Raw genomic sequence first — 19,314 nt, 5'->3', positions numbered from 1 at the left:
TTCTCACTGGTCATCAGGCGGTCCGTTCGAATACGGCGGCCAGGCCCTGACCGCCACCGATACACATGGTCTCCAGCCCGTAGCGGGCATCCCGTCGCTCGAGTTCGCGAGCCAGCGTTGCCAGCATCCGGCCGCCGGTAGCCCCCACCGGATGTCCCAGCGAGATCCCGGACCCGCGCACGTTGATGCGCTCGAAGTCGGCATGGCCGAACTCCCACTCGCGGGTGCAGGCCAGGGCCTGCGCAGCGAATGCCTCGTTGAGTTCGATCACGTCCATCTGTGCGAGCGACAGGCCGGCGCCGGCAAGGGCGCGGGCCGTCGCCGGCACGGGCCCTATCCCCATGATGTCCGGACCGACGCCTGCCACAGCCCAGGACACCATTCGCACAAGGGGTTTGAGTCCGAGGTCGGCGGCGCGTTCGGGTGTGGTGACGATGCACATGGACGCGGCGTCGTTCTGTCCGCTGGAGTTGCCCGCGGTGACGGTGGCATCCGGATCATTCTTGCCGAGCACGGGGCGTAGCGTGCTCAGCTTCTCCAGCGAGGTATCGGCGCGCGGGTGTTCGTCGACGGAGATCACTTTTTCGCCGGAGCGATCGGCAACCGTCACCGGGATGATCTCGTCGGCCAACACCCCGCTTTTTTGGGCGGCGACGGCGTTCTGGTGTGAGCGGACCGCGAGTTCGTCCTGCTCGATCCGCGAGATGCCGTAGCGGCGGCGCAGATTCTCGGCGGTCTCGAGCATGCCGCCGGGCACGGGATGAAACCTGCCGCCCGCGGTGGTCCGGCCGCGAGCCAGGCCGTCATGCACGGCGATACCGCCCCGGGACCCGCCCCAGCGCATATCCGTGGAATAGAAGGCCACGTTGCTCATCGACTCGGCGCCGCCGGCGATCACCAGATCGCTTCCGCCACTGCCGACTTGCAGTGCCGCCTGGATGACTGCCTGCAGCCCTGATCCGCAACGACGGTCGACCTGCATACCCGGCACGGTGGTGGGCAGACCGGAATCGAGGGCCACCACGCGACCGATCGCCGGGGCCTCGCTGGACGGATAGCAGTGCCCCAGCACGACATCGTCGATATCGTCGGGATCGATCCCCGTGCGTTCCAGCAGACCCTGCAGTGCGGCGACACCGAGATCTACCGCGGTCAGCGCCGCGAACATCCCGCCGTAGCGGCCGATCGGTGTGCGTACCGGCTCGCAGATGACGGTGTCGCGCACTAGATGTGCCGCCCGCCGGTCACTTCGAGCACCGTGCCGGTCATATAGGACGACAGATCCGAGGCCAGGAACAGTGCCACCGAGGCGACCTCACTCGGTTCGGCCGCACGGCCCATCGGGATCTCGGCGAGCTTCTGATCCCAGATCCGCTGCGGCATGGCCTCGGTCATCGCCGACCGGATGAGTCCGGGCTGGATGGCGTTGACCCGCACACCAAGATGGGCAACTTCCTTGGCGGCCGCCTTGGTCAAACCGACGATCCCGGCCTTTGCCGCCGAGTAGTTGGTCTGCCCCACCAGCCCGACCTTGCCTGAGATCGACGAGATGTTCACGATGGCACCGCTTTTCGCCTCACGCATGATGTTCGCGGCCAACCGGGTGCCGTTCCACGACCCCTTCAGATGTACCGAGATGACCTGATCGAACTGCTCCTCGGTCATCTTGCGCATGGTGGCGTCGCGGGTGATACCTGCGTTGTTGACCATGACGTCGAGGCTGCCGAAGGTGTCGACGGCCGCGCCGACGAGTGCGCCGACCTCGCCGGCGTCGGTGACATCGCACCGCACCGCCTTGGCCACCGAGCTACCACCCAGACGCTGCACCGCTGCCTCGGTGGCTTCCGGGTTCAGGTCGCCGAGCACCACCCGGGCGCCTTCGGACACGAACCGCTCGGCGATGGCGAATCCGATTCCCTGGGCACCACCGGTGATCACCGCGGTCCGGCCATCCAACAAAGCCATGAAACCACCCTCCTCAGGCACGAGCCTTCCAAAAACATAAAATATGATATTTGTGGGATCAAACCACATCCGGACGTACAGGAGGGCCCCAGATGGCCGAGAGCGTCACCACATCACCGTCACCAGAGACCGTCTCGGATGCCGACTTTGCCGATATCCTCGCGGCCACCAAGCAGTTCATCCGCACCCAGGTGGTGCCGAGGGAACTCGAAATCATGTCCACCGACCGCGTGCCTGATGACCTGCGGGACCAAGCCAAGAAGATGGGCCTGTTCGGGTATGCGATTCCCCAGGAGTGGGGCGGGTTGGGACTGAACCTTGTCCAGGACGTCGAGCTGGCTTTCGAGTTCGGCTACACCAGCCTGGCGTTGCGGTCGATGTTCGGCACCAACAACGGCATCGCCGGTCAGGTCCTGGTCGGCTTCGGCACCGACGAGCAGAAGACCCGATGGTTGGAGGGAATCGCCTCGGGCGCGGTGGTCGCGTCCTTCGCGCTCACCGAGCCAGGGGCCGGTTCGAACCCGGCCGGGTTGCGCACCAAGGCCGTTCGCGATGGTGACGGATGGGTGATCACCGGCCAGAAGCAGTACATCACCAACGCTCCGGACGCCGATCTGTTCATCGTCTTCGCCCGCACCCGACCCGCGGATGACGACGGTCCCGGTATCGCGGTCTTCCTGGTCCCCGCGGACGCAGCGGGCGTCACCGTCGGCGCCAAGGACTCCAAGATGGGCCAGGAGGGCGCCTGGACCGCCGATGTGAACTTCGACGAGGTGCGCGTCGGCAACGACACCCTCATCGGCGGTAGCGAAGACATCGGCTACCGGGCGGCGATGACCTCGCTGGCACGGGGGCGGGTACACATCGCCGCACTGGCCGTCGGCAGTGCGCAGCGCGCACTCGACGAGTCGGTCTCCTACGCCGCGACCGCCACCCAGGGCGGCACGCCGATCGGCAGCTTCCAACTGGTACAGGCGATGCTCGCCGATCAGCAGACCGGGGTGATGGCCGGTCGGGCGATGGTCCGTGAGGCCGCTCGCCTCTGGGTCACCGGCGAAGACCGCCGTATCGCACCGTCGTCGGCGAAGCTCTTCTGCACCGAGATGGCAGGCAAGGTCGCCGATCTCGCCGTCCAGATCCACGGCGGCAGCGGCTACATGCGCGATGTTCCCGTGGAGCGCATCTACCGCGAGGTTCGGTTACTGCGCCTCTACGAGGGCACCAGCGAGATCCAGCGGCTCATCATCGGCGGTGGGCTGGTCAAGAATGCCCAGCGCCAGATGACGAGTTGAGCCGTCCGCTAGGCGATGTAGCGGATGATGGACTCTGCGACGGCGGCCGGCTTCTCGGACCCCTCGATCTCCACGGTGATGGTGACCGTCGACTGAGCGGCACCCGCCAGCTCGGCCACATCGGTGATGACCGCGCGCGCCCGGATGCGCGCACCGACCTTGACCGGGGTGATGAACCGCACCTTGTTGTAGCCGTAGTTCACCGCCAGCGAGATGCCCTTCACACCGTAGAGGTGGTGCGAGAAGTAGGGCAGCAACGACAGCGTCAGCAGCCCGTGGGCGATGGTTCCACCGAACGGTCCACTCGCCGCACGTTCGGGTTCGACGTGGATCCACTGCCGGTCCTCGGTGGCTTCGGCAAATTGGTTCACGCGCGCCTGGTCGATCTCCAGCCAGTCGGTCGGCCCGAGCTCGGTGCCTGCCGCGCCCACCAGCTCGTCCAGACTCTCGAAAACCTTCATGCGCACTCCTCCAGTCGACAACGGTTGCCCCGTCATGCATAGCCTCCCGTTCGCGCCGCGTCGGCACCGGGTGGGCCCCTGCGACACCTGACGTTCACGTGCAAGAGCAGCGAATTGACCGAACGCCCCAACTTTCACCCGAGTCGTAGAAAACTCGGCGGGATGATGATCGAATTTGCCGCAACTGACGCTGGCGATAATTTTGCCAGAGTCAGACCCATTTCAATTATCGGCCGGTGAATTGCTGCGATCCGTGAATGGCGATTCTGGCAACTACTGTCAGTCCGTGACACTTATTTAAATCTGGCATTTGCGCAGGATATAGCGATACTTAACCCGACTATTTGAAATTATCCAGGGACCATACGCCCGCGTGGCAACCTCCCTGTACCGATCGGTGGGTCAAGTTTATGAGCGTGTCAATCGCCGAAGCCAGCGTTAGCGCACTCCCGGACAATGCGTCGGTTCAGTGGTGGGATCGCGATACCGAGTGCACCCTGGTGCTCGCGACGCCGGCGGCCGAACCCGAACTATGGGACGACTTCCTCGACGGCGCCCTGCGCAGTTATCGCAAACACGGGGTCGAACAGGCAATCGAGCCGAGCGCGGTGGCCGATCCCGCCACCACCTCGCTGTTCCTGACCGCGATCGACGATGCGGGTCGGGTGATCGGCGGCGTGCGCGCCCAGGGGCCCTACCGTCAAGCCGACGAATCGCACGCCCTCGTGGAGTGGGCCGGCCAGGACGCTTTGCCGAGGGTCCGCAAGATGATCGCCGACCGCATCCCGTTCGGCGTCGTCGAGATCAAGACCGCATGGACGGCCGACGACCGGCGGGGCGACCGCGAGCGCACTCGCCTGCTCACCCCGGCGCTGGCACGCATGCCATTGCACTCGACGCTGGTGCTTGGCGCTAAGTTCGCCATGGCCACCGCGGCGGCCCATGTCCTGGCGCGCTGGGAATCCTCGGGCGGTGTCGTTGCCACCCGCATCCCGGCCACGCCGTACCCCGACGAGAGATATGAGACGAAGATGATGTGGTGGGACTACGCGGAATTCACCCGCACCGCCGACCCGGACCAGATCCTCGCGATCCGCGCCGAGGCGCGGGCACTCGCCCCGATGCTCGAGGGCACCGACGCAGTCCCGGCGATGTTGACCGGCCTGTGACCGACACGCACGCCGCCATCGTTCTCGCCGAAGATCATCCCGAAGACGCAAAACTGTTGTGGCAGTTGCGCGCCCGGGCCGATATCGAATTCGTCGACAACATCGGCAGACAACACAACGCGCTGGCTTCCCTGACACCGCCCGTCGACGCCGACATGCTCGCCGAACCGCATCGATGGGTCTACTACCCGTGGCGACGGTCCGTGGTGGGCATGTTGGGTCCGCGCGCTTACCGACGATTGCGCCTGGATCGCAACCGAAACCTGATCACCGACTCCGAGCAGCACACCCTGGCAGCGCTGCGGATCGGCGTGATCGGTCTCAGCGTCGGACATGTGATCGCCCATACCCTTGCCGCACAGGGGATCTGCGGTGAGCTACACCTCGCGGACTTCGACGAGCTCGAAGCCGCGAACCTCAATCGGGTGCCCGCCACAGTCTTCGACGAAGGGGTCAACAAGGCCATCATCGCGGGCCGCCGCATCGCCGAACTGGATCCGTACGTGCGGGTACAGGTACACCCCGAGGCTGTCACCGCCGACACCATCGATGCCTTCCTCGACGGACTGGACATCATCGTCGAGGAATGTGACTCGCTGGACACCAAGGCGCTGGTCCGCGAAGCGGCCAGGCACAGGCGGATCCCGGTGTTGATGACCACCAGCGACCGCGGGCTGGTCGACGTCGAGCGCTTCGACATCGACCCCGATCGCCCGATCTTGCACGGAATGCTGGGCACGGTGAACACCACGGATCTGGCCGGGCTGAGCAGCACCGACAAGGTGCCATACGTGCTCGGCCTGCTGGACGCCAAGTCGCTGTCCCCGCGCATGGCGGCTTCCTTGTGCGAAGTCGGCGAAACACTGTCGACCTGGCCGCAATTGGCCGGTGAGGTGGTTCTCGGTGCAGCACTCATCGCCGAGTCCGTTCGCCGCATCGGCCTCGGCGAACCGTTGGCATCCGGACGGACGCGATTGGATGTCGCAGCCGCCCTTGACAATGTGACCGATCCGCTCCGCACACCGCGGTCCCCGCACGACGGCGGAGTCGAAGTCGAGCGCGAACAAACCGAATTCGGTTCGGTCCTGGACGCCATGGCCTACGCCGCGCATCGGGCACCCTCGGGCGGCAACTCCCAGCCATGGTCGATCGCGGTCCGCGAGGACAGCCTCGATCTACGCATCGACCCGGGACGCACCAGCCAGATGGATGTCGAATTCCGCGGTAGCGCAGTCGCACTCGGTGCCGCAGCGCTGAACGCCCGAATCGCGGCGGCGGCCCATGGGCACGGAACGCGACTGCTCACCGGCACCGGGGAGCACACACCGCTGAAGATCTCGGTCGAATTGGCGGGGACAGCCGATCCCGCACTCGCCGAGATGTATGAGCCGATGCTCGAACGCAGCACGAACCGCCATCTCGGGGTACCGGTCGCCTTCAGCGCCGACCTGCGGGAGGCGCTGCACGCGGCGGCGCTCGCCCACGGTGGTCGGTTGCGGCTGCTCACTGAGCGGGACGAAATTCGGGAATGTGCCGAGGTTCTCGCTGCTGCCGATCGAATTCGCTATCTGACCAGTCGACTCCATTCGGAAATGTTTGCTGAGATCTGGTCACCCGGCGATCCGGCGCCCGAGTACGGCATCGACGTGCGCACGCTGGAGTTGGCGCCATCCGATCTGGCGGTACTCGACGTCTTGCGCCGCTCGGACGTGATGGACGAATTGGCCCGGTGGGACGCGGGTTCGGCGCTGGGCAACAATACACGTGACCGGGTGGGCGGAGCGTCGGCCGTGGCCGTCATCACCACCGACGGCCATGACCTCGCCGACTACGCGAGGGCGGGGGCGGCGGTCGAAGCGGTGTGGATCACTGCCCAGACAGCGGGTTTGGCCACGCAACCGGTGTCGCCCGCCTTCCTCTACGCCCATACAGATCACGAATTGGCACAGTTGGCCCCGGCATATCCCGAACAACTCGGGCGCCTGCAATACACTCTCCGCAGGCTCACCGGAACCCCGCCGGAGGAAGCGCAGGCATTGGTCATGAAGATCACCAGTGCACCGCGCCCGTCCCTGCGGAGTCGCCGGAGCCCACTGCTCCACACAACGTCGCGCCCCGCGACACCACATCGAGAGGTCTAGGTGCCCCGCAGCCTCGAACTTGTCGTCACGGCGGCCGCGACGCGACTCAGCGCCGTCGACGCCGCGACCGCAGCGAGCGTGAGCCAGCAGGTACTTGCCGAACTGGTCACCTACTTCAATGTCGATTTCAGCTTCCTGCGCCACAACGACCATGCGATCCATGCAACCCGCTTGATCGCCGACTGGCCGCCGCGTCCGGCCGATCTCGATCCCGATCCGCTCGAACTGATCTATTTCGCCGACGCCGACCCGGTATTCGCGATGGCCGAGCACCTCAAGGAACCAACGGTGTTCCGACCCGAGGCCACCGACGACTATCAGCACACCATCGAGGCGGGACGGCAGATACCGACCACCTCGATGGCCTGCGTGCCGCTGTTGTCCGGCGACGTGACCACCGGGGTACTGGGCTTCGTCAAGGTCGGCGTCCGGGAGTGGAGCGCAGAGGAACTCAACGCCCTGGTGGCGATCGCCACCCTGTTCGCCCACGTCCAGGCGCGGGTGGAAGCCGAGGACCGCCTGCGGTTCCTGGCCGAGCATGACGACCTCACCGGACTGCACAACCGGCGCGCGCTGGTGGCCCAGTTGGATTCCCGGCTCACCGAAGGCGAGCCGGGGCCCGTCGCGGCCCTCTACGTCGACATCGACCGGCTCAAGGCGATCAACGACTACCTCGGACATACCGCGGGCGATTCCTTCATCCGCGTGATCGCCGATCGTCTCACCGAAGCCGTGGGGATCGGCGTGATCGCCCGCCTGGGAGGTGACGAGTTCGTGGTGGTGCCAGACTCCCCCACCACCATCGACAAGGCCGAAGCCCTGGCCCACCAGATCCAGGACGTTCTGTCCCAGCGGGTGCCCATCGACGGCGAGATGGTGACCCGGTCGGTGAGTATCGGTGTCGCAGTGGGCGTTCCGGGCCGGCACTCAACCTCCGACCTGATGCGCCGGGCAGATCAGGCGATGCTGACCGCAAAGAAGGCCGGCGGCAATGAGGTGACGGTGTACTCGGATGCGATCGCAGCGGAGAGCGAGTTCCGCAACGATATCGAATTGCACCTGCAGAACGTCATCGAGACCGGCGCCCTGTTCCTGCGATTCCTACCCGAGATCGACATGCGCACCGGCAAGGTGCTCGCCACCGAGGCCCTGGTCCGCTGGCAGCATCCCACCCGTGGCCTGCTGTCGCCCGACGCCTTCATCGGGGTTGCCGAATCCATCAACCTGGCCGGTGAACTGGGTCGGTGGGTCATGCGCACCGCCTGTGCGGAGTTCGCCCGCTGGCAGGCTGCCGGCGTCGGACACGATATCGTCCTGCGGGTCAACGTGTCACCGGTGCAACTGGTGGCCGACGGTTTCGTCGAGTCGGTCGCGGCAATACTCGACGAGTACGCCATCGACCCCGGATCGGTCTGCCTGGAAATCACCGAGAGCGTCGTTGTCCAGGACATCGACACCACACGCATCACCCTCGCCGGTCTCCACAAGGTGGGCGTGCAGGTCGCCATCGACGATTTCGGCACCGGGTACAGCGTGCTGTCGCTGCTGAAATCCCTTCCGGTGGAGGCATTGAAGATCGACAAGAGCTTCGTTCGTGACTTGGGATCCAGCCCGGGGGATCTGGCCATCGTGCGCGCGATCGTCGCGCTGGCCGAGGCGTTCGGACTGCAACTGGTCGCCGAGGGTGTGGAAACCGAGGCCGCCGCCGTGACGCTGTTACGCCATGGTTGCCATCGCGCTCAAGGCTTTCTGCTCTCTCGCCCCATCCCCGGTGAGGAGATGGAGGCGCTGCTGCGCAGGGGCCACGTCCCGGTGGATTTCACCCCGGGACTTCGACCCTGACGGGCCGCCACCCGCTCATGTCGCGGGCGGTGGCTCGACCTCGCGCAGCACCTCCAGCCTGCCGAAACGGCCCGCTCGCCTACCGACGAGACCGATCCGGTCGCCGGCGTCGAGGCGCTGCTCGGCCGGCACAGCCTGGGTGCCCGTGATCGCCACGCCGATCCGGGCACGCACCGCCCAGGCGCCCTCCGGGGTATCGAGAACGACACCGTCGACCCAACCATCCTCACCGAACACCAGGCGTTGCAACGTGCACTCCTCGGAGATCTCGATCCCCCGGTCGTCGGCCATCTCGTCGAGAAAATCACCGAGAGTTCGCCCCGGCGTGGCCACCTCACCCAGTACGGCAACATCGACGGCCGTTCCGTCGGTGCTGCGCATCGGCACGGTCGGCCAGTAGTCCACTCTGGTGAACAGCACGCCGAAGGGCGACCCCAGACAGGTTGCCGCCCAATCCCACAACCGGGAACCCACGAACGTGTCGATCGGGCGACGACGGTTCGGCTCGGCGCGTTCGACGCGGTACACCTCGCTCGTCGCCAAGTCGGGCGCATCGGCGGTCGGCAGTTCGGCGCTCAGCGCGTCGAAGTAATCGGCGGTCGCCGGGTCGTCGAGTCGAGGCAGCCAACCGTGGACATCGTCGGCATGGCCGCTCTGGACCGCCGAGGCGGGCCGGGCCACCACGATCTCGAGGTCGCCGGCGGCCGCGACGATAGCGCATGCCAGACCTGCCGGTCCGGCACCGACGGCGACGACGTCAGCCTCGTAATCCCAATCATGGCTATCACCATTGCCATAGCTGAACTCGTCGTGGGAGTCGGCACCATTGCCGTGCGATTCGCGGCCGGTCATGCCTCTCCAACCGCATTCACGTCGCCGATATACCCCGCCATGTGACGCGGAAACGGATGTGCCGCGTTCCGCGCGGGGGTACGGGGGAGTTTGCCAGCGCGGACCGCGGGAACGTCTTGACGATAGCATTCGGCATATCGGCCCCGTCGCCGGCCGGTCGCCTCGGTCGCCATCGGGGGCTGCAGACAGATCATTCGCACGAGCCACCCTATGTCGCCGTGGCGGCAGAACAACCATGGCCGGGGTTTCCCAACACCATGTCGGGCTGCTAGTTATATAGCTAGGTTAGATAGCCGAACACTAGGAGAGCCCGTGGACCTGAGCTGGTCAGAGGCGGACACCGCGTTCCGCGATGAGGTCCGTCAGTTCATGGCGGAGAAGATGACACCGGAGATCTCCCGGGCCGGCCGGCTGATGACCAGCGTCTACAGCGATCACGAGGCCAGCCTGGCGTGGCAGGCCATCCTGCACGAACGTGGCTGGGCGGCGCCGGCGTGGCCGGTGGAGTATGGCGGCTGTGACTGGAGCCTGACCCAGCACTACATCTTCAGCCGCGAATCCCAACTCGCCGGCGCGCCGTCGCTGTCACCGATGGGCATCCGGATGGTCGCCCACGCGATCGTGAAATTCGGCACACCCGAACAGAGAGAGTTCTTCCTACCGCGCATCCTCACCGCCGAGGTCTTTTTCTGTCAGGGCTACTCCGAGCCCGAGTCCGGTTCCGACCTCGCCTCGTTGAGCATGGCCGCCACCGATGATGGCGATCACCTGGTCTGCACCGGCAGCAAGATCTGGACCACCCACGCCACCGAGGCGAACTGGATGTTCGCGCTGGTGAGGACCTCTCGCACGGGCAAGAAACAGCACGGCATCACCTTCGTCCTTGTCGATATGACCACCCCTGGTATCGAGGTGCGCCCGCTGGTCATGACCTCCGGCGAAGAAGTCCAGAGCCAGGTGTTCTTCGACGCGGTCCGCATTCCGAAGGCCAACATCCTCGGCAACATCGACGAGGGCTGGACCGTGGCCAAGTACCTGCTCGAATTCGAGCGCGGCGGCGGCGCCACGGCGCCGGCGCTCCAGGTGATGGCCGAGGACATCGCACAGGTCGCGGCGAGGCAACCAGGCCCCGGCGGCGGTGTCCTCATCGACGACCCCGCCTTTGCCAGGAAACTCGCCGACGCGCGCATCCGCACCGAGGTGCTGGAGATTCTCGAATACCGCGTCCTGGCAGCACTTGCCGGCGGAGGGAATCCCGGTGCGGCCTCCTCGATGCTGAAGGTGATCTCCACCGAACTGAGCCAGACGCTGACCGAACTCGCATTGGAGGCGGCCGGACCGTGCGGTCGGGTCTACCAACCGCACGCGACGTGCCCGGGCGGGCCGATCGCCGATTTCGAACCTCCGGCCGACGGCTACGTGTCAGGTGAACCGTGGCAGGCCGTTGCACCGCTTCGTTACTTCAACGACCGAGCCGGCTCGATCTACGCGGGCAGCAACGAGATTCAGCGAAACATCCTCGCCAAAGCAGAGTTGGGACTCTAGATGGACTTCACCCTGACCGACGAACAGGACCTGCTACGCGACGGGCTGAACAAGTTTCTCTCATCGCGTTACAGTCTCGAATCCAGCCGCGCGGCAGCAAAACTCGGGCCGGGTTGGCAGCCCGCCATCTGGCGGACGTTCGCCGACGAACTGGGCATCCTCGGTGCGGCGCTGCCCGAGCGGGTCGGCGGGATCAGCGGCGGGCCGGTCGAGGTGATGGTGATCGCCGAAGAGCTGGGCCGGGCGCTGGTCATCGAGCCCTACGTCGACACCGTGGTGGTCGCCGGCGGCCTGCTCCAGCGTGCCGGAGGCGATATCGCCGATGCACTACTGGAGCGGATCGCGGGCGGCGAGGCCATCGTGTCGCTGGCCACCGCCGAAACGTCATCCGGGGATCGCTGGCAGGACGCGTCCACCACCGCCGTCGCCGACGATGCGGGCTGGGTGCTCGACGGCGCCAAGATCGCGGTGCCCAACGCTCCGCTGGCCACACATCTGCTGGTGACGGCCACCACGTCAGCGGGGCTGTCGCTGTTCCTCGTCGACCTGGCCGGCCAACCCGCCGGCCTGAGCATGCACGGTTATCGCACCATCGACGACCGCCGAGCGGCTGATATCGAACTCGTCGGCGTCCCGGCGATCATGCTCGGCACCGACGGTCAGGCCTGGGACTCGCTGGCACGCGCGCGGGACGAGGGTGCCGCGGCGGTGGCCGCGGAGACCGTGGGTTGCATGCGAAAGGTGTTGGCCGACACCGTCGAGTACTGCAAACAACGTCACCAGTTCGGCACGCCGATCGGCAGCTTCCAGGTGCTGCAGCACCGGATGGTGGACATGCACATGGAGGTGGAGCAGTCGGTGGCCGCGGTGTACCTCGCCGTACTCAACCTCGACGCCGACGCCGAAAAGCGGGCGAGAGCGGTATCGGCGGCGAAGGCGACCGTCGGCCGGGCGGCCCGGTTTGTCGGCCAGAACGCGGTGCAACTACACGGTGGGATGGGGATGACCGAGGAGTTGGCTATCGGCCATTACTTCAAGCGGTTGACGGCCATGCAGTACGAGTTCGGTTCCGCCGACAGCCACACCATGCGATACGCAGAGCTCACTCGCCCCTGAGAACTTCTCTCAGATCTTTGCTGCCATCGCCGCTTGACGATAGGTACGCTGATCTTGTCATGGAGATCTCAGCGCTCACCGTTGCTGCCTACCTGGTGGTGGGCGTGGCGAGTGGCGCCTGGTTCTGGCGCATCATCCGACTCAGTGGACACCGGGTCAACCTCGCGTTGGTCGTGGTGAGCGCCGTGTTCGGCGGGCTCTGGCCGGTCATGATGCCCGGAGTGACGCTCTATAGGTTCGCGCTCGGGCGGCCCGGCAGGCGGCCCCGCGACGTACCCGCGGCCGCGCAGGGCTGAGCCCAACCCGCCAGCACTGGACAGTTGTCTGGCCGGCGCCCGCAAGGAGAACCCGACCGTGCGCACCGGGCATGGTCGACGCCGATAATCCCTTGTCGAAGCTCCACATTGCGATCCATTCGGCGCAGCTCTATCTTGGACACATGTCCAGCGCAGCGGCGGCTGATGTCACCTACCTGTGGGACCAGGCGTCCCGGCGCAAGCGCACCCACCGTCGGGTGTTCGGCGCCGCGACGGCGATCCTGGACGCCCGTGCCGAACTGTCGCTGACCGAGCTTGCCGCACGGGCACGGATCACGCCGGCCGACGTCTCGGCCCACTTCCCGACCGTCGATACCGTCTTCGCCGAGCTGTACCTGACCCGCCTGCACGATCTGGCCCTGGTCATCGACCCGACCGCACCGATGCGCGCCAGGGTCGGCGATCAACTGCGTGCGATCACACTGGTGATGGCCGATGAGCCGCTGCTCGCGGCGGCATGCGCCAGGGCACTGCTGTGTGAGGACGACGACGCGGTCGCCGGGGTGCGCGCACGGGTGGCCGCCGAGGTGCACCGCCGCAGCGCTGCCGCGCTCGGGGTCGGAGCGTGGCCGGAAGTACTCGAAACCGTGGAGACGTTGTTCTGGGGCGCCCTGCTGCAGGTACGCGCCGGAGTCATGACCTACCACGACATGGCCGACCGGCTGGACACCATGCTCGCACTGGTCTTGCCCGATATCGATTGAGCACCGCGTAACGTCACCGGCGATGAGCATAGATCTGATCCACGAGCTGGTGTCGGCCGCGGCCGCGAAGGCTCCGGACCGCGCCGCCGTCATCGGTGCCGACGGTGAATCGATCAGCTTCGCGCAGTTCGACTCTCAGGTTCGTCGGCTCGCATCCTGGGTGGCCGCGCACAGCGCGCCCGGGGATCGCATCGCGGTCGTCGCCGACAACAGTCCCGACTATGCCCGGCTCTACTACGCCGTCCCGCGTAGCGGCCGCATCCTCACCATGATCAACCAACGCCTCAGCCCCGCAGAGCAGCTCACCGCGCTCGGCTCGGCCGAGCCGACCCTGGTGCTCGGTGACCGCGGCTACCTGGATGCGCTCCCCCATTCCTCGGTACCTTTCGGCGATGTCGACTGGAAACGGTTTCCCGCCGATGTGTGCGCCGATGCCCCAGCGCCCGACGATCCGGCCTGGCTGCTGTTCACCAGCGGTTCGACCGGCACTCCCAAGGGGGTGCTGCACACCCACCGGTCGATCACCACAGCGGTGCGCGGCACGGCGGCGGGCCGGGCGGTGCCCTCCGGTGGGGTCTATCTGCTGCCGTTCCCGATGTGTCACATCGCCGGCTACAACATGCTGGTCCACCATTCCCGCGCCTCGACGGTGCTGCCGGTGGCGGCTTTTCGGCCCGATACCTTCGTTTCCACGGTGCACGCGCACGGTGTCACGTCGTGTTCGTTGGCCCCGACCATGTTGCACAGCCTGTTGGCCCATCTCGAGCAGACCGGGCAGACTCTGCCGACCCTGCGCGATATCAGCTATGGCTCGGCGGCCATCCCGGCCGATCTGCTGCGCCGCGCCGTGGACACGTTGGGAGTGGGATTCCACCAGGGCTACGGCATGACCGAAACCGGCGGCAACGTCACATTTCTGGGACCGGACGACCATCGCAGCGCGGACCCGGCAATCCTGCGCAGTGCCGGCCGACCACACGCCGAGGTCGAGGTCCGGATCGCGGCGAACGGTGAAATCCTGGTCCGCGGGGCACAGGTGGCCGCACGGTACTGGCCGGACAGCCCGGTTACCGTCGACGGCTGGTTGCCCACCGGTGATATCGGCATCCGCGACGAGCACGGCAGGCTGGTGGTCACCGACCGGCTCAAGGACGTCATCATCACCGGTGGTGAGAACGTCTCCTCCCGAGAGGTCGAGGACGTGCTGTCACTGCATCCGTGCGTGGGGCAGGTCGCGGTCGTCGGCGTCCCGGATCCCTACTGGGGCGAGGCGATCTGCGCCGTCGTCGTGGCGGTGACACCGGTGCGCGCCGAAGAGCTGATCACCCATGTGCGCGCCCGACTCGCTGCGTTCAAACGTCCAAGGCATGTGCTCTTCGTCGACCGGTTGCCGTTGACCAGCAACGGCAAGGTGGCCAAGGAGGCCGTGCGCCATCAGGCCCGCGCGGCGGTGTGATCAGGCGCGGTTCAGGCCGGCGCGCTCGACGCTGAGCAGACTCTCGGTGTGGTGCTCGGCGTGGTAAGCCGCGCCGCCACCGTTGAGTCCGAACAGCCGCTTGCTCCACAACAACCACACCACTGCCACGATGTTGATCAGCACCGCAAGCACCCGGAGTGCGGTCACCTTCTCGGTCAGCTCGTAGATCTCCAAAGGCAAGAAGGCACTGGTGGCAATGACGGCGAAATACTCGCCCCACCGTTTCATCGACCACAGCCCGACGGCCTCGATCAGTTCGATGAGGGCGTAGCCGATCAGGCCGATGCCGACCCACAGCAGGGTGGTCTCCGACAGCGTGAAGGCCTCCCCGATGTGCTGCACGATCTTCGAGTCCTCGATGTTCCAACCGATCTGATCGCTGAGCGGCTTGATCAACGGCAACTCGGCCTCGAACTTCTGCTGGTACTCGGCGCGGGCGCCGCGCAGCTTGAACACCGCCACCGCACCCAGCAGGACGATCAGCGCCCGGATGACCCGTTCGACGGCCAGCACCCGCATCAGGGTGCGGTCGCGCAGCAACCGGCCGCGCGGTACCTCGGGGGCGGTATCGGCGGGACCGCGCCCGCGCGGCGGACCCACGACGAACGTTTCGCAGCGCAGGCAGCGCCACGCCTCCCCGACCGGGGTGTCCACCCGCAGCCGGTCGCGCAACTCGGGCTCGTCGGGGGCGAAGGTCGCGTGCCCGTGCAGACCGCACGACCGCAGCGCGAAATCGATCCGCATCGCATCCTCCCGGCGCCGGCCCGCCATCTCGGCGCGCATCCTCGTACCGTCAGCGTACGAGAACGCCTATGGCGCAGACCACGCCGGTCAGTGCCGGCGTGGTCGGCTCAGTTTCCCTCGGATGCCGTGTGGTGGGCGGTCCAGGCGCGCCACAGCTGAGCGTAACTGCCCTGTGCCGCCACGAGTTCGTCGTGCGTGCCCTCCTCGATGATCGCGCCGTGCGCCATCACGATGATCCGGTCGGCGGTGGCCGCCTGGGTCAACCGGTGCGCCACGATGAGGGTGGTGCGCCCGGCGGTGACGGCGGCCGCGGCCCGTTCCAGGTCGCGCGCACCGAGGCTGCCCGCCTCGGCGGTCGCCTCGTCGAGGATCGCCACGGCCGGATCGAGCAACAGCAACCGCGCCAGGGCAACCTGCTGGGCCTGGGCGGCGGTGAGCTCGTGGCCGCCCTCACCCACGATGGTGTGCACACCGTCGCTGAGTGTGGCGACCCATTGTTCTGCTCCGACGGTGTGCAGCGCCGCCGCGATCTCGTCGTCGGAGGCATCCGGTTTGGCGAGCCGCAGATCCTCGGCGAGCGCCCCGGCGAACACGTGGACGTCCTGGCTGATGATGGCGACATGCCGACGACGCTGCTCGGCGGTCATGTCGTCCAGCAACACACCGCCGATCCGGACCTGGCCGCGCTGCGGGTGCAGGACCCCGGCCGCAATACCGGCCACGGTCGATTTGCCGGCACCGGTCGAACCGACAAGTGCCACCCGTTGCCCGGGGTCCAGCCGGATGCTGACATCGCGCAGGACGGGATGATCTCCGTCATAGCTGAATTCGAGGTTGGTCAGCTCCAGCGAGGTGTCGCGTGGTGGCACCTCGGTCCCGCTGACGGCAGGCGGTTGTGGAATGCTCACCAGACCGACCAGCCTGGCCAGACTGGCACCGGCGGACTGCGCCTCGTCGGCGGTGAACAGCAGCATGCTGATCGGGTTGAAGAGTCGATGGAACAACAGCGCCGCGGCGGTGGTCTGGCCGACGGTGACGGCGCCGTCGGAGACCAACCAGAAGCCGGTCACCAAAATGACGGAAAGTCCGATGAATTCGGAGCCGTTGACCCGCCCGACGAACCGGGTGAAGAACGTGAACACCCCGATGGAGATGTCCCGCACCCGCGCCGAGGCATCCTCGATATCACGCTGGTGAGACGCGTGCGAATGGTAGGCGTGCACGGTGGGCGCGCCCAGCATGCTTTCCATCAGCACCTGCGACCGCTCTGCGATGACGCGCCGTTCCTCGGCGTACCGCGGCGCCGACCGCGGCAGATACCACCGCAATGCCAACAGGTAGAACGGAATCGAGACGGCGCCGGCGATGGCCAGTCGCCAATCCACGCCGAGCATCGACGCCAGCGTCAACGCCGTCAGCATCAGCGCCGAGAACATCGTCGGGATGACCTCGTTGACGGCCTTGGCGATGGTCGCGACGTCGGTGCTGACCCGCGACAGCAGATCTCCGCGTCCTACCCGCTCCACCGTGGTCGTCGGCAGGGCGAGGGCGCGGTCCACACCCGCCTCACGCAGATCGGCCAGCATCACCGAACCGAGCCGGGCGATCAGATAATTCGACGCACCCGTGGCCGCGCCGCCCACCAGTGCCGCGGCGACCAGCGCGGCCGCGATGGTCACGATGACCGAGGACGGTGAACCGTCGATGATCCGGTCGACGAGAGCGCCGAGCACGTACACCGGCAAGACCGCGGCCCCCGCGGCGAGGATTCCGACCAACACCGTGCCCACGAGTACCCCTGGGCGACCGCGGAGTTCGTGGCGCAACCATCGCCACGTCGCGCGACCGCTTGCGACGGGCAGAATATCGGCGCTCATCGCAACACCGCCGATCGATACTCCGGACGAAGCATCAGATCCTCGTGGGTGCCCTCGAGCGTCACCCGGCCGTCGTCGACGAGCACGACGCGGTCGGACACCGCCAACAGGGCCGGACTGCACGTCACGATGACGGTGGCGAAGCCTTCTGCGTCCGGTCCGTGGCGCAGGCCCGCGATCCCTTGTGCCACCGCATCTTCGGTGACCGCGTCCACCGCCGTCGTGGGTTCATGTAGCACGAGCACCGGCGCTGCCCGCAGCAAGGCGCGCGCCAGCGTCAGCCGCTGGCGCTGACCACCCGAAAGACTGGAGCCGCGTTCGGTCACGATGTGGTCGAGGCCGTCGGGGTGGGCATCGATGACATCCACCGCATTCGACGCGTGCAGCGCACCGGCGAGGACATCCGGATCTCGCCCAGCACCGAGATTACTGCGCACCGAACCGGTGAACAGGTCGGTCCGGTGTGGTTCGACCAGCAGGGCGCGGCGCGCCTCGTCGAGACCGAGATCTTCCAGAGGCACACCAGCGACCCGGATCTGGCCGGTGTACTCCTCGCGTGCGACACGGCCGGACAGCACGCCGACCAGAGCCTCCGCGTCACTCGACCTGGTCGTGACCACCCCGACGAACTGTCCCGGTGCCACCGTCAAGCTGATATCCCTGAGCCCGCCGTACCCGACCCGGTCGAGCGCGATGCCGTGCGGTGCAGCTCCATCGAGGGTCGTTGCACCGGGTGTCAATGCGAACGTGGCGTCCTCGATCCAGCCGACACGTTCAGCCGAGGCGCGCGCCTCGGCGATCCAGCTCGGGGCCTCGGCCATCGTGCCGAATGGTTCGAGCAGGAATTGGGCGAGTCCGATCACGGTGATGAGCTGTCCGACGGTGATGCTCCCCCGCAGCGCCAGCCAGCCGGCCAGCACCGCGATCCCGACCGCCAACAGTGAGCTCAGCACGCTGGAGAAGCCGAGATACACACCCTGGGCGCGCGCCGCTCTGATGCTGGCGCGCAGGGCATCCCGGCTGACGGTGCGGTAGCGCGCGGCAGCGGCGTGTTCGGCACCGATACCGCGCAGCGGCCGCAGACCGGCAACCAGATCGGCCGACATCGCGGTGGCCTCACCGGCGGCCTCCTGTTGTTCGGCGACTCGCCGGGTGATCACCGGTCCGCCGAACTGCAACGCGAACAGGATCACCGGTGTGCCGATCAACACCGCGAGACCGAGCGGCACGTCGATGGTCAGCAGCACCGTGGCACACACCACGATGGCGGTGATGGCACCGGCGATCCGCGGGATGTAGTCCAGCAGGTAGGACACGTTGTCGGCGTCGGTGCTGGCGATCGACAGGAGTTCACCGGAGCGCTGCGAGGTCCGCAGGCGCCGTGGGTCCAGGATCCTGGCCGCCAGGTCGATGCGCAGCTGGTGTCCCTCAGTGGCGATCGCGCGCATCAGGTGTCGAGCACCGAAGCGGTAGCACGAGGTCAGCACGGCGAACAGCGCCGCCAGGACACCGATCCAGATGACCAACTGCGTGGCGTCGCCGGGTTTGACGGCGCGATCGACGAGCACACCGATGAGTACCGGAACCATTGCCTCGCAGAGCTGATGGCCGCAGATCAGCAATGACCCGCTGGTCAGCCTGCGCGCGTTACGGGTGACGGTGCGCCACAGGATGGCGGCCCCGGTCCGGGTCCGCCCGCCACCGTCTCCGGGGGTGACATCGGAGCTCGAGTCGTCCAACGGATTGCCCGACAATGAAACTCCTATGCGCCTGCATCGTTTCCGGAGCGCCTGCCGCGTGCCCGGTCGAACG

16 protein-coding genes are annotated in these 19,314 nt (G+C 66.8%); 9 read left to right on the top strand and 7 right to left on the bottom strand.

Annotated elements, in window-relative coordinates; translation table 11 throughout:
* Positions 1-13 precede the first annotated feature (13 nt).
* Positions 14-1,225 (bottom strand): acetyl-CoA C-acetyltransferase, encoded by a 1,212-nt coding sequence (locus G154_RS22930; RefSeq protein WP_019514531.1) that lies wholly within the window; start codon positions 1,223-1,225, stop codon positions 14-16.
* Positions 1,225-1,965 (bottom strand): 3-oxoacyl-ACP reductase FabG, encoded by a 741-nt coding sequence (fabG, locus tag G154_RS22925; RefSeq protein WP_019514530.1) that lies wholly within the window; start codon positions 1,963-1,965, stop codon positions 1,225-1,227. The genes G154_RS22930 and fabG overlap by 1 nt, the downstream gene beginning before the upstream one ends.
* Before the next feature lie 92 nt (positions 1,966-2,057).
* Here fabG and G154_RS22920 point away from each other — a divergent pair, with 92 nt between their 5' ends.
* A complete protein-coding gene (locus tag G154_RS22920; protein ID WP_019514529.1) occupies positions 2,058-3,257 on the top strand; it encodes an acyl-CoA dehydrogenase family protein in 1,200 nt (399 codons plus the stop codon).
* A gap of 8 nt (positions 3,258-3,265) precedes the next feature.
* On the opposite strand, the gene G154_RS22915 is transcribed toward G154_RS22920, so the two are convergent.
* Positions 3,266-3,718, bottom strand: coding sequence for a MaoC family dehydratase (locus G154_RS22915; protein ID WP_019514528.1), 453 nt, complete (start codon positions 3,716-3,718; stop codon positions 3,266-3,268).
* Between the two features lie 410 nt (positions 3,719-4,128).
* On the opposite strand from G154_RS22915, the gene G154_RS22910 reads away from it, so the two are divergent.
* Genes G154_RS22910 through G154_RS22900 form a run of 3 tightly spaced genes read left to right on the top strand, consistent with a single transcriptional unit; the run spans position 4,129 to position 8,870 of the window.
* Positions 4,129-4,887 carry a hypothetical protein gene (locus G154_RS22910; RefSeq protein WP_019514527.1) on the top strand — a complete coding sequence of 253 codons (759 nt, stop codon included), beginning with the start codon at positions 4,129-4,131 and terminating at the stop codon, positions 4,885-4,887.
* Positions 4,884-7,028, top strand: coding sequence for an Rv1355c family protein (locus G154_RS22905; RefSeq protein ID WP_019514526.1), 2,145 nt, complete (start codon positions 4,884-4,886; stop codon positions 7,026-7,028). The genes G154_RS22910 and G154_RS22905 overlap by 4 nt, the downstream gene beginning before the upstream one ends.
* Positions 7,029-8,870, top strand: a complete 1,842-nt coding sequence (locus tag G154_RS22900; RefSeq protein ID WP_019514525.1) for a bifunctional diguanylate cyclase/phosphodiesterase — start codon at positions 7,029-7,031, stop codon at positions 8,868-8,870.
* A 15-nt stretch (positions 8,871-8,885) separates the two neighbouring features.
* On the opposite strand, the gene G154_RS22895 is transcribed toward G154_RS22900, so the two are convergent.
* Positions 8,886-9,722, bottom strand: coding sequence for an FAD-binding protein (locus tag G154_RS22895; protein WP_019514524.1), 837 nt, complete (start codon positions 9,720-9,722; stop codon positions 8,886-8,888).
* A 312-nt stretch (positions 9,723-10,034) separates the two neighbouring features.
* Here G154_RS22895 and G154_RS22890 point away from each other — a divergent pair, with 312 nt between their 5' ends.
* The 5 genes from G154_RS22890 to G154_RS22870 all read left to right on the top strand — a co-directional run bounded on the left by G154_RS22890 (position 10,035) and on the right by G154_RS22870 (position 14,860).
* Positions 10,035-11,267: an acyl-CoA dehydrogenase family protein gene (locus G154_RS22890; RefSeq protein ID WP_019514523.1), complete on the top strand. Its 1,233-nt coding sequence runs from the start codon at positions 10,035-10,037 to the stop codon at positions 11,265-11,267.
* Positions 11,268-12,383 (top strand): acyl-CoA dehydrogenase family protein, encoded by a 1,116-nt coding sequence (locus tag G154_RS22885; RefSeq protein ID WP_019514522.1) that lies wholly within the window; start codon positions 11,268-11,270, stop codon positions 12,381-12,383.
* Between the two features lie 59 nt (positions 12,384-12,442).
* The gene (locus G154_RS22880) at positions 12,443-12,679 is read left to right on the top strand and encodes a hypothetical protein (RefSeq protein WP_019514521.1); all 237 of its coding nucleotides are present in this window, start codon (positions 12,443-12,445) and stop codon (positions 12,677-12,679) included.
* A 143-nt stretch (positions 12,680-12,822) separates the two neighbouring features.
* Positions 12,823-13,404, top strand: a complete 582-nt coding sequence (locus G154_RS22875; protein WP_045546495.1) for a hypothetical protein — start codon at positions 12,823-12,825, stop codon at positions 13,402-13,404.
* Positions 13,405-13,426: 22 nt separating this feature from the next.
* Complete coding sequence (locus G154_RS22870) at positions 13,427-14,860, top strand: AMP-binding protein (RefSeq protein WP_019514519.1); 1,434 nt, start codon at positions 13,427-13,429, stop codon at positions 14,858-14,860.
* Here the strand turns inward: G154_RS22870 and G154_RS22865 are convergent, their stop codons facing one another.
* The 3 genes from G154_RS22865 to G154_RS22855 form a co-directional block, all read right to left on the bottom strand.
* Entirely contained in the window at positions 14,861-15,625 is a 765-nt protein-coding gene (locus G154_RS22865; protein ID WP_031601413.1) for a DUF2127 domain-containing protein, read from the bottom strand.
* Positions 15,626-15,732: 107 nt separating this feature from the next.
* Complete coding sequence (locus G154_RS22860) at positions 15,733-17,502, bottom strand: ABC transporter ATP-binding protein (protein ID WP_019514517.1); 1,770 nt, start codon at positions 17,500-17,502, stop codon at positions 15,733-15,735.
* On the bottom strand, positions 17,499-19,175 hold the full coding sequence (locus G154_RS22855; RefSeq protein WP_023985526.1) for an ABC transporter ATP-binding protein: 1,677 nt from the start codon (positions 19,173-19,175) through the stop codon (positions 17,499-17,501). Before G154_RS22855 ends, G154_RS22860 begins: the two co-directional genes overlap by 4 nt.
* Between the last annotated feature and the right edge of the window lie 139 nt (positions 19,176-19,314).

This window comes from Mycobacterium sp. VKM Ac-1816D (assembly GCF_000416385.1).
In the GTDB taxonomy this organism is placed as follows: Bacteria; Actinomycetota; Actinomycetes; order Mycobacteriales; family Mycobacteriaceae; genus Mycobacterium; species Mycobacterium neoaurum_A.
This window is presented reverse-complemented; position numbering and strand designations above follow the sequence as displayed.